10 protein-coding genes are annotated in these 11099 nt (G+C 53.2%); 4 read left to right on the forward strand and 6 right to left on the reverse strand.

Features of this window, described 5'->3' with window-relative positions; genetic code table 11:
• Positions 1–7: 7 nt before the first annotated feature.
• Together psmA and E7Z62_07410 are read right to left on the reverse strand one after the other, a co-directional pair.
• A complete protein-coding gene (gene psmA / locus E7Z62_07405; GenBank protein ID MBE6522929.1) occupies positions 8–733 on the reverse strand; it encodes an archaeal proteasome endopeptidase complex subunit alpha in 726 nt (241 codons plus the stop codon).
• A gap of 79 nt (positions 734–812) precedes the next feature.
• Positions 813–1115, reverse strand: a complete 303-nt coding sequence (locus E7Z62_07410; protein ID MBE6522930.1) for a hypothetical protein — start codon at positions 1113–1115, stop codon at positions 813–815.
• Between the two features lie 440 nt (positions 1116–1555).
• Here E7Z62_07410 and E7Z62_07415 point away from each other — a divergent pair, with 440 nt between their 5' ends.
• The 4 genes from E7Z62_07415 to E7Z62_07430 are packed head-to-tail and all read left to right on the forward strand — an operon-like array spanning position 1556 to position 7776.
• Positions 1556–4636, forward strand: a complete 3081-nt coding sequence (locus E7Z62_07415; GenBank protein MBE6522931.1) for a CoB--CoM heterodisulfide reductase iron-sulfur subunit A family protein — start codon at positions 1556–1558, stop codon at positions 4634–4636.
• 1 nt (position 4637) lies between these two features.
• On the forward strand, positions 4638–5057 hold the full coding sequence (locus E7Z62_07420; protein ID MBE6522932.1) for a hydrogenase iron-sulfur subunit: 420 nt from the start codon (positions 4638–4640) through the stop codon (positions 5055–5057).
• 1 nt (position 5058) lies between these two features.
• Complete coding sequence (locus E7Z62_07425; protein ID MBE6522933.1) at positions 5059–6258, forward strand: oxidoreductase; 1200 nt, start codon at positions 5059–5061, stop codon at positions 6256–6258.
• Positions 6259–7776 carry a Ni/Fe hydrogenase subunit alpha gene (locus E7Z62_07430; protein MBE6522934.1) on the forward strand — a complete coding sequence of 506 codons (1518 nt, stop codon included), beginning with the start codon at positions 6259–6261 and terminating at the stop codon, positions 7774–7776.
• Positions 7777–7926: 150 nt separating this feature from the next.
• Here the strand turns inward: E7Z62_07430 and E7Z62_07435 are convergent, their stop codons facing one another.
• From E7Z62_07435 to E7Z62_07450, 4 genes are all read right to left on the reverse strand, one after another.
• A complete protein-coding gene (locus tag E7Z62_07435) occupies positions 7927–8721 on the reverse strand; it encodes a metallophosphoesterase (GenBank protein MBE6522935.1) in 795 nt (264 codons plus the stop codon).
• Between the two features lie 2 nt (positions 8722–8723).
• Positions 8724–10109 (reverse strand): NAD(P)H-hydrate dehydratase, encoded by a 1386-nt coding sequence (locus E7Z62_07440; protein MBE6522936.1) that lies wholly within the window; start codon positions 10107–10109, stop codon positions 8724–8726.
• Positions 10110–10119: 10 nt separating this feature from the next.
• On the reverse strand, positions 10120–10410 hold the full coding sequence (locus tag E7Z62_07445; protein ID MBE6522937.1) for a signal recognition particle protein Srp19: 291 nt from the start codon (positions 10408–10410) through the stop codon (positions 10120–10122).
• Between the two features lie 102 nt (positions 10411–10512).
• Complete coding sequence (locus E7Z62_07450; GenBank protein ID MBE6522938.1) at positions 10513–10893, reverse strand: 30S ribosomal protein S8e; 381 nt, start codon at positions 10891–10893, stop codon at positions 10513–10515.
• Positions 10894–11099 lie beyond the last annotated feature (206 nt).

Genomic DNA, 11099 nt, shown 5'->3' on the forward strand with positions numbered 1-11099 from the left:
CTTCGCCTCAGGCTTTGGGTTTCTTCGTCTCTTTGAGGAAGGACTCGATCTCAGCCTCGCTCAGTCTCCTGAACTTCTTGCCGACGTCAGCCACTCCGATCTCGACGGTCTCTGCGTTGGGCTTCTCTTCGATAGCTGCTTCGAGAGCCTTGAGTCCGAGCTTGATGGCTGCGTTGTAGGACATGTCCTCCTTGTACTCTTTCTCGAAGAGGTCCATGACCGCTGGGCGTCCGCTTCCGATTCCTGTCGCTTTGTATGCGACGAGGGCTCCGGAGGGATCCGTCTCAAAGAGGTGGACTCCGAGGTCGTCGGTTCCTGCCACGAGAAGGGCGGTACCGAAGGGCCTGGCCCCACCGTACTGTGTGAACTGCTGCTTGTAATCGCATACCTTCTTGACGAGCATCTCGACAGAGATGTTCTCGCCGTAGTTGACCCTGTGGATCTGAGCCTGTTTCCTGGCCTCGTCGACCAGTACTCTGGCGTCAGCAACAAGTCCGGAGGTTGCACATCCGATGTAATCGTCAACATCGTGGATCTTCTCGGTTGATTTGGGTTCGAGAAGTTTGCTCATCGATCTCTTATCGACGATGAGTGCTACTCCGCCTTTGTACTTGAGCCCGATCGTGGTTGAACCTTTTTTCACAGCCTCACGGGCGTACTCTACTTGGAAAAGTCTTCCGTCAGGGGAGAAAACTGTAATCCCCCTGTCATAAGCCATTTGTCCGGGTTGCATAATTGCCGCTCCTTATTACTTTACGCGAGTGCATTCTAAAGGATGTATAAAAGGAAGACGTGGGGTGATTCGGAGAATGTCAGCGTTTTTTCTTCTGAGCGACCTTCAGTTCCGGGTAGATCTCGCGGACCTTCCTCAGCGTACCCGAGGTAATCAGCGATTCTGAATCGGGGAAGGCGGACCTCATGGCTTCTGATACCGACTCTATTTCGGAAGGGCTGCAGCGCACTATCGCTTTGCCTTCGAAGCTTGTGATAACACGGATGTCGGGCATGGTTTCTGTAAGTTTTTCGAGAGCCGACAGAACCTCTGTTCTACCCGCTTCTTGAGGAACTTTGTAGACGATGTAGCGCCTTCTGCCACGGACCGCTTTCACGACCATGGATTGCGGTAAAGTGTTCCTTATCTTAACTTCTTTCCCTACGTTCGGGGACGTCGGCCATGCCGACTTCTAATCAGCTATATTTTAAGGTTTGCCTAAATTATTTTAGTTTTAGCGATGGATGATTCACACATCCAACTGTTAAAATGAGCCAGATAAAAAATTAACGCTGTTAATACCAATTCAGTCATTATTTAAATCCTACCTTAACGGTGTTAATTATAAAAGTTAAATTTTCCTTCGCCTAATTACGAAATAATTTTAAAAAATCTACTAAAATAATTGTAGCATTACCCTAAAGGATGAGATAAATCGGTATACTCAATATTCTGTCTGGTACAGGTCAAGATGGTGAAAAATTAAACGAATATTGATTTAAACAAAAATCGTAAACTGTTTGCCTTTATAATATGTAAAACACAAATTTAAAGTTTACTTATATGGCCTTAATATACAATGATTCCATCCTATATTACATTCCAAAATACGGAGGCAATGATTTGAGTAAATCGGCATTGGTTATCGGAGGAGGAATTGCGGGAATTCAGGCATCGCTTGATCTCGCAGACAGGGACATTCATGTCTACCTTGTGGAGAAAGACCCCACAATCGGAGGTATAATGTGCCGTCTGGACAAGACATTCCCTACGAATGATTGTTCAGCATGTATCCTCTCGCCTAAAATGGCGGATTGTAACGGACACCCGAACATTGACGTTCTGACCTACCATGAGGTCCAGAAAGTCGAGGGTGAAGCAGGTAACTTTAAGGTCACAGTTCTGAAGAAGGCCAGGTACGTCAACCCCAGTGAGTGTACCGGCTGCGGTGACTGTATCGCAAAGTGTCCTGTAAAGAACATCCCGGACAAATACGAGTTCGGGCTTACAACAAGGAAAGCGATCTACATCCCCCACGCACAGGCCGTCCCCCGTGTCGCGGTCATCGACTCGTCTGTGTGCATGAAGATCAACAAGGACAAGTGCGGAAACTGTCAGAAAGTCTGCGGTAAGGGAGCAATCCACTACGACGACAAGGACGAGCTCATCACCCTTGATGTCGGATCCATCATCGCAGCTACCGGATTCAAGGTTTGGGACGCAAACGTCGCAACCGAGTACGGATACGGCAGATTCCAGAACGTCGTCACTGCAATCGAGTACGAGAGGATCATGTGCGCATCCGGACCTCACAGGGGACACATCGTCGTTCCCTCTTCTGGTGAGACACCCAAGAAGATCGCATACATCCAGTGCTGCGGTTCCAGGTCCCAGAAGAAGGGCTGGAAGAAGTACTGCTCGTCCGTTTGCTGTATGTACGCGACCAAGCAGGCAATGATCACAAAGGAGCACGGAGACCTTCAGGAGGACATCTTCTTCATGGACATCAGGTCCTACGGAAAGGAGTTCGAGGCCTACATCGAGAGAGGCCAGAAGGAGTACGGAATCAACATGCACCGCGGTGCACGTGTCTCCAACATCGAGGAAGACCCCGTCACAAAGAAGCTCATCATCAACTACACCGATGACAACAACGACGGAGTCTCCGAGGAGTTCGACATGGCAGTTCTGTCCATCGGACTCACACCCCCCGAGGGAGCAGAGGAATTCGCACAGACACTCGGAATCGAGCTCAACGAGTACGGATTCTGTAAGACCACCGTCTTCCACCCCCTCGAGACAACCAGGCCCGGTATCTTCGTGACCGGAGCCTTCGCAGCACCCAAGGACATCCCCACATCCGTTGCAGAGGCATGCGGAGCCGCAGCCAAGGCCGGAGCATGGATCGTCGGAAAGGACTTCGAGCCCTGCGCTCCCAAAGTCTACCCCGAGGAGAAGGATGTCATCGGCGCAGAGCCCAGGGTCGGAGTATGGGTCTGCCACTGCGGTATCAACATCGGATCAGTCGTCGATGTCCCCGCCGTTGCAGAGTACGCAAAGACACTGCCCAACGTCGTATACGCGACAGAGTCTCAGTACGCATGCGCACAGGACTGTCTGGATGCAATCTCGAACGCAATCGGAGAGATGGGTCTGAACAGGGTCGTCGTCGCATCCTGTACACCCAGGACACACGAGCCCCTCTTCAGGGAGGCATGCAGGAACGGAGGACTGAACAAGTACCTGTTCAACATGGCCAACATCCGTGACCAGTGCTCTTGGATTCACATGCACGCCCACGAGGAGGCAACCGCAAAGGCAAAGGACCTTATCAGAATGGCAATCGCCAAGGCCTGCCTGCTTGAGCCTCTCGAGGGATCCGAGATCCCCGTCACCCAGGCCGCAGCAGTCATCGGAGGAGGAATCACCGGTATGAACGCTGCACTCGACATCGCCGCACAGGGATACCCTGTACACATCGTCGAGAGGGAGAAGGAGCTCGGAGGATTCGCGCGTAACTTCAACTTTAAAGAAGATGGAGTAGAGGTCAAGGACTACCTCGCAGACCTGATCAAGAAGATCAACCACAACAAGCTGATCACAGTCCACACCGGAGTCACAGTCAAGGACATCCCCGGATTCAAGGGTAACTTCGAACTCCAGCTCAGCGACGGTTCCAGCTACCCTGTCGGAGGAGTTCTCTTCGCAGTCGGAGCCGCTCAGTATCAGCCCAACGAGTACAACTTCGGAACCGACCCCAAGGTCACAACCCAGATCGCTCTCGAGAAGAAGATCGAGGCTGGCGAGTTCACCGGAAAGGATGTCGCGTTCATCAGCTGTATCGGTTCGAGGAACGAGAAGGTCCACTACTGCTCTCGTGTCTGCTGCGCATCCATGCTCAGGAACGCAATCAAGATCAAGATGAAGGATCCCACCGCAAACGTCACTGTCATCCACAAGGACATCAGGACATACGGATTCCGCGAGGAGCTCTACCTCAAGGCATGCCAGCTCGGTGTCAGGTTCTTAAGGTACCCTGTAGAGAACGAGCTCCCCGCCTACGACGGAAAGACCGTCAAGGCATTCGATGCAACACTCGGAGAGGAACTCGAGATCCCCGTCGACACACTCGTGCTCGCAACCGGAATCGCACCCCTCAGGGAGGAGAAAGAGGAGCTCGCCAAGATGGTCAAGGTCCCCATCTCCAAGGACGGATACTACTTCGAGGCACACCAGAAGCTCAGGCCCGTCGACTTCGCAACAGAAGGAGTCTACGTAGCTGGAGCGGCACACTGGCCCAAGTTCATGGACGAGTGTATCGCACAGGCTTCCGGAGCAGCATCCAGGATGCTGACCGTCATCTCGAAGTCCAAGTACATCTCTGAAGGTATCGTTGCAACCTCCAACCCCGACCGCTGTGACGGTTGCGGTGTCTGCGTAGGATGCTGCGACTACAACGCAATCTCCCTCGTACAGCAGCCCAACGGAGCATTCAAGAGCTTCGTCAACGCAGGTCTCTGTAAGGGATGCGGAAGCTGTGTAGCTTCCTGTCCTGCAGGTGCGATGGAGCAGAGAGGATTCAGGAACAAGCAGATCTGCGCCGAGATCGACGCATGTCTCGACTACCCTGTCGGAGGTGAGTGATTTGGCAGACTTCGAGCCCAGAATCGTCACATTCTGCTGCAACTGGTGTTCTTACGCCGGAGCAGACGGAGCCGGTGTCGCAAGGCTTCAGATGCCTACCAACTTCCGTATCATCAGGACAATGTGCTCCGCACGTGTCGACCCCGAGTTCGTCCTTAGGGCATTCTCCAAGGGAGCCGACGGAGTCATGGTCCTCGGATGCCACCCCGCAGACTGCCACTACATCGGCGGTAACTACAGGGCAAGGAGAAGAATCGCTCTGCTGAGGATGGTCCTCGAGCAGTACGGATTCGACCCCAAGAGACTCAAGCTCGAGTGGGTTTCCGCTTCAGAGGGAGAGAAATTCCAGACCACGATCGTCGGATTCGTCGACACAATCAAGGAACTCGGACCCACCCCGCTCAAGAAGGAGGCGAACTGATATGGGATTCTTTGACAAATTATTCAAGAAGGACGCAAAGAAGGAGCAGAAGGCTGCTGAGAAGGAGGCCGCAAAGGCCGCACCCGCACCTGCAGCCGCAGCCGGAGGAGAAGTCGAGACAATCGGACTCCCCGCAGCGGACCTCGGAGAGCTGCTCCCCGGAGCACCCCCAGGAGGAAAGTTCAAGCTCGCCATCTATTGGGCAGCAGCTTGCGGAGGATGCGATGTGTCCCTCCTCGATACAAACGAGAGGATCCTGACCATCGGTGACATGGCAGACATCGTCATGTGGCCTGTCGCAGCCGACGGAAAGGAGAAGGACATCGAGGCAATGGAAGACGGAGCAATCCTCGTCTCCATCATCTCTGGAGCAGTCAGGAACTCCGAGAACGAACACATGGTCAAGCTGCTCAGGCAGAAGTCCAAGGTCGTCGTTTCATACGGAACCTGCGCATGCTTCGGTGGAAGCCCCGCTCTGGCGAACCTCGTTCCCGGAGAGGCAAAGGAGATTCTGGAGTACGTCTACCAGAAGACCCCCTCGACAGCCAACTTCCAGGCCGACTACCACGCAGATGCACCTGTCGTCCCCCAGACCTCATTCCAGGCCCCTGAGGGAGAGCTCACACTGCCTGTCCTCTACGACACAGTCAAAACTCTCGACCAGGTCATCGATGTGGACTACTACGTCCCCGGATGCCCTCCCCTCCAGGAGTCCATCAGTTACTTGCTGAAGGCAGTTGCTGACTTCGCATACAACGGAGTACCTCTCCCGCCCAAGGGAACCGAGATCGGAATCACATCCAAGACTCTGTGCGAGGAGTGCCCCAGGAAGAAGGAGAACCTCAGAATCGAGCACATCTACGAGCCCCACGAGATCGATGTCAAGCCTGACGTCTGCCTCATGGACCAGGGTATCCTGTGCCTCGGACCCGCCACAGTCGGCGGATGCGGCGCAAGGTGCACCAAGGTAGGCCAGCCCTGCCGTGGATGCTACGGACCCACCTCGGATGTTCAGGAGCACGGAGCCAGTGTGTTCACCGCAATCGCTTCCATGTTCCCGATCCGTGAGGACGATGGAATCATCGGAGAGGATGAAATCGTGAAGATCATGTCAGAGGTCAAGGACCCGCTCGGATACTTCTACGCATTCACCCTCGGTAAATCATTGATTAAGAAAGCAGTTGTAGAAGGAGGTCAGTAAATGGCAGGACCAATCATTTGGGACGACAAGCAGAAGGTCACCGGAAACAGGGTGACCGTTGACCCCATCACGCGTCTCGAGGGACACGGAAAGATCGAGATCTTCCTTGATGACAAGGGAGATGTGACGAACGCTTACTGGCAGGTCCCTGAGGTGAGGGGATTCGAGAGATTCTGTATCGGAAGGAAGGTTACAGAGCTCAACCAGATAACAGCAAGGCTTTGTGGTGTGTGCCCCGGTGCCCACCACTTGGCATCCACAAAGGCGATCGACGGATGTTACAACACGAAGCCCACCGATGTAGCGTACCTGCTCAGGGACACGTTCTACAACGCACACTTCGTGCACAGCCACATTGCGCACTTCTATGCGCTGGCAGCACCCGACTTCGTCTGCGGACCCGCAGCACCTGCAGCGGAGAGGAACGTTCTCGGAGTCGTTGCCCGTGTCGGACTCGAGCTCGGAAGCGCGGTCCTCAAGACCCGTGCAGAGGCTCAGAAGGTTCAGGCTATCATCGGAGGAAAGCCCACTCACCCTGTGATGGGAGTTCCCGGTGGAGTCACAACCTCGATCACAAAGGAGCAGCAGCAGGAGATCATCGGATACGCAAAGGACATGGTCGAGTTCGCAAAGACCTCATACCAGGTCTTCAGCGATGTCGTTCTTGCAAACAAGGACTACATGGACATCGTCCTCAACCCCGACCTCTACTACAACGAGACCTACCACATGGGACTCGTTAACGACAAGGGACAGTTCGAGATCCACGACGGAAAGGTCAAAGTCGTCGACACCAAGGGAGACGACCACGACCTGTACGACCCCTATGACTACCTCGACCACATCGGAGAGGCAGTCGAGCCCTGGTCCTACGAGAAGTTCCCCTACCTGAGGAACCCCGGATACAAGGGACTCGTAGCAGGACAGAACAGCGGTCTGTACAGAGCATCACCCCTTTCCAGGCTCAACGTCGCAAAGGAGATGCCCACACCCCTCGCTCAGGAGAAGTTCCTCGAGTACAAGGGAATCCTCAAGGACAAGGGAATCACCGGACCTTGCCAGCACACACTGGTCACCCACTGGGCAAGGATCATCGAGTTGCTCTGCTGCGCTGAGAAGTGTCTCAAGGATGCAGAGTGCCCCGACCTGACCAACAGCGACATCAAGCAGAAGGACATCCAGGCCGGCGGACGCGGAGTAGGATGTGTCGAGGCTCCCAGAGGAACCCTGACCCACGACTACACCTGCGACGAGAACGGAATCGTTACAGCATGTAACCTCGTTGTCGGAACCACCAACAACAACGGACCCATCTGTATGGATGTTGCAAAGGTCGCAAAGGCCCTCATCCACAACTATGAGGTCTCACCCGGTCTGCTGAACATGGTTGAGATGGCGTTCAGGGCATACGACCCCTGCAACTCCTGTGCAACCCACAGCCTGCCCGGACAGATGCCCCTGACCGCAGTGATCAGGAACTCTGATGGATCGGTCTACGACACCGTAACTCGCAACTGAGTGACAAAACCCTGGGAGGGGAAACCCTCCCTCTTTGCCTTTGTATTTTGAACAACCGGGAGGGGAGGAAACTCCCCGACCGGTCCATTTTCTTTTTTCACATCAGATCTGAAGGCTTTCTTACAGCAGGACAAGAATCACATTGAACAATCAACTGTATTTCGCGCGGGTCGTAGGTCCCTGCTTGAAACGGTTGTTCTCTCTGCCAGTAATCATAAGATTCGATCTCCTACCGAGATATACGCCGTCAAGAAGGTAGATATGTGCATTATCTAGGTCCAGGAGGTCACTGGTGAGGATGGGTCCCAGCAGTTCCTCTCCGATCACATTAACCGGCGATCCACCAAGCATCCTGTTGAATGCGGGTATGACTATGAAGTTCTCAGGCAGTTTGGGATACTTCTCATCCTCGGTCTTACAGAATTTCCCTCTGAACCAACAAGGCTCGGTCATCTGTCTCCCAACGCCGTCTCTGAACATCACAGCAGGGTGATTGTGTGCGAGGACCAGTGTCTCACAGTTCATCACCATTTCTGCGGGCCACGTATGTCCGTGCACGAAACCGACATCATCGATCTTGATGCCTGTGGATGGCCGGATATGCACCCTGCTAGGCAGGAACTCCTCGATCATGGTGTCATGGTTCCCTCTCACGACTTCGATGGAGTCGAAACGTTCCATAAGGCTTTCGAAGAAATCGGGTATCTCCCTGTATTCCTGTTTGGAGGAACCGGGAACCGAATCCTTCACATCCCCTATGACGATAAGTCTGTTGATGTCCTCATCGGCAGCGTCCAGTATGACCTGCCTCATATCGTTCGTATGGGATTGAAGATGGAATCCCTTGGATCTCAGATGTGATTCAACACCTATGTGGAGATCGCCTATGACAAGCGAGTTACCAGCCTTCAGGGCGGGCGTCCCGTAGACTGGCTGCAGATCCATTCTTACCTCAGATTGTCCCTGAGGACATGGGGTATCTCTTCTATGACATCGGTAGCGATGAGTCCATAGGATTTGTCCCTGAATGCGTACTCCCCTGCCTTTCCGGAGAGGAAGGCACCGAGTGAAGCGGCTTCCATGGTCGTAAGGCCTTTGGAGAGCAATGCTGCGACCGTACCTGAGAGCACATCCCCTGTACCTGCACCGGTCATGGCGGGGGTTCCCGCCCTGTTGTACCTGGTGGCGTTTCCGTCAGTGATGGTGTCGACATGTCCCTTGAGGAGCAATGTCACATTCATCAACTGCGCCAGAGGTTCAGGTCCTCCGTATTTGGAATCCAGTTTCCTGAATTCTCCCTTGTGTGGTGTGATGATGGTGGGGGTGAGGATCTCCATTCCGATGATGGCCGAAAGGGCATCAGCATCGATGACCATAGGAGTCTTGCATTTCCTTACGAACTCCTTCACCGCAAGCATCGTGTCGGGGTCCTTTCCGATACCGGGTCCGATCAGGACAGCATCGTAGTTCATGGACTCTGCCAGGAGCATGTCGACCGAATCCGTGTTCAGGCGGTCTCCGGGAAGAGGGGTGATCATGAGAACGGGGCAGTAGGTCGATATGGCCTGTGCTACGTTGGAAGGGGTGAACAATCTGACGATGTCCGCACCGGTGCGGAGGGCCGCCATGGAACACATCGCGGGTGCACCGAAGTAGGGGCCGCCGGCGATGATCATGAGCCTTCCGTTCTCTCCCTTGTGACTGTTCTCATCAGGGAGCGGATATCTCAGCACGTCTCCGGGTCCGATGTACTTCATTGCATCCACGGGGATGCCGACATCAGCCACGAGGATGTTGCCGCAGTTATCGTCGTTCATTCCGACTTTAACGTCGTGGAAAGTGATAGTGGTCTGGGGTACGATGGTGATGTCAGAACCGAGTCCGGAAGGTGTGTCTACGGACACTATAGGAAGTCCTGAAGCATTCGCATCGAGGATGAACTGTCTGTAGGGGTCCTTGACCTTTCCTCTTCTGATACCGGTTCCGAGTGCACAGTCCACTATAACATCAGCGTCTTTGAAGAGCTCGGGGCTGTACTCCTCGACCCTGCATTTGAGCTGAGAGTACCTCTGTTTGGCAATTTCAGAACGAATGAGGTTGGATTTCTTCAACAGTGCGACTGTTACCCTCTCGGGATCCATCAGAAGAGCCGAGGCGAAACCGTCGCCTCCGTTGTTCCCTGTACCGCACACGAACAGGATATTGCCCTGAGGATAGTGGTCCCCCAGGAATTTGGAAACGATCTTCCCGGCATTGTCCATCAATGTGGATACGGGAATACCGAGTGCTTCCGAGTTCGCATCTATGACCCTGGAATCCAAACCGCTGATCATCGAATCACCTTCATTGGTTCTTGACTAGGACTTCAGCGATCTTGGGCAGGAGTTCGGTCTTGGACATGTCGGTCCTCTCCACGCGAACGCATCCGTGCTTCTCGCGGGGGAACTTGGGGTAAGACATATCCTCGAGGATCTCGTATTCGAGGTCCAGGATCATTGCACCTTTCGCGATGATGTCCAAATCCGGATTATCTACGCAGAGCTCCTTGGGGAGTCTTCTGCCTTGAGACCTGGTCAGATTCTTGTCAAAATACTCTGGCCATAGGGTGATTGCTACATCCGGATCGTATGTCATGATTGTGCATAGCCCTCACGGTAATAAGCGTTTCCGAGAATATGTAGAGAAAAAAGTAATCTTACCCCTTAAGGGGTAAGGAAAAGGTTTGTGTCAATGTGATTACTCAATGAGCACTGCGTTAATTGCTCCATCCTGGCCAGGCCTGGATGTGATGATGGCATCTCCGATCTCTGTGGAGATGGTGGCTCCCTTGTTCATGATGTTACGCTGAACATAGTTGGGATCCGAGGGGTTAGACTTAACGGTCAGGATCTTTGCCTTGGTGACCTTGTTAGTCTTCTTGTCCATTACATTTGCGTACTCTGTGCTGAGCATACCAACCTTGACACTTCCGCCCATTCCGCGATACTGCTTGAGGTTCGTCGCACCGATTCTGGTGAACTGCTTCTCTCTGCTGATCTCGAATTTCCTCTTTCCCTGACTGGGGACGAGTCTGCCGCCAGTGGGCTTTCTGTTGGATTTACCCTGCCAAAGTGCCATAGTAATCGAGCCCTCTAATTATAGTGCTCTATATAAAGATTATCAATTTTCCGATTAATAAAAACGGTGTGTATGGCCATGATTAGAATAATCGCCTGTATTAATGTTCTGACAGATAAGCATTGAGGAAACCCTCGGTCTAGCGTCAGAATTGATGATTCAACAGAATTATCTAGGAACCTTAGACACCGAACCGAAAGTGGAAA

The organism is Thermoplasmata archaeon, assembly GCA_015063285.1.
Taxonomy (GTDB): Archaea; Thermoplasmatota; Thermoplasmata; order Methanomassiliicoccales; family Methanomethylophilaceae; genus Methanoprimaticola.

What these genes read in the sequence shown, in the direction of transcription:
- E7Z62_07445 (MBE6522937.1), bottom strand. Translation starts at nt 10,410, where the DNA reads ATGACATACGATCCGGATGTAGCAATCACCCTATGGCCAGAGTATTTT.
- E7Z62_07450 (MBE6522938.1), bottom strand. Translation starts at nt 10,893, where the DNA reads ATGGCACTTTGGCAGGGTAAATCCAACAGAAAGCCCACTGGCGGCAGA.
- E7Z62_07435 (MBE6522935.1), bottom strand. Translation starts at nt 8,721, where the DNA reads ATGGATCTGCAGCCAGTCTACGGGACGCCCGCCCTGAAGGCTGGTAAC.
- E7Z62_07440 (MBE6522936.1), bottom strand. Translation starts at nt 10,109, where the DNA reads ATGATCAGCGGTTTGGATTCCAGGGTCATAGATGCGAACTCGGAAGCA.
- E7Z62_07425 (MBE6522933.1), top strand. Translation starts at nt 5,059, where the DNA reads ATGGGATTCTTTGACAAATTATTCAAGAAGGACGCAAAGAAGGAGCAG.
- E7Z62_07430 (MBE6522934.1), top strand. Translation starts at nt 6,259, where the DNA reads ATGGCAGGACCAATCATTTGGGACGACAAGCAGAAGGTCACCGGAAAC.
- E7Z62_07410 (MBE6522930.1), bottom strand. Translation starts at nt 1,115, where the DNA reads ATGGTCGTGAAAGCGGTCCGTGGCAGAAGGCGCTACATCGTCTACAAA.
- E7Z62_07415 (MBE6522931.1), top strand. Translation starts at nt 1,556, where the DNA reads ATGGCCTTAATATACAATGATTCCATCCTATATTACATTCCAAAATAC.
- psmA (MBE6522929.1), bottom strand. Translation starts at nt 733, where the DNA reads ATGCAACCCGGACAAATGGCTTATGACAGGGGGATTACAGTTTTCTCC.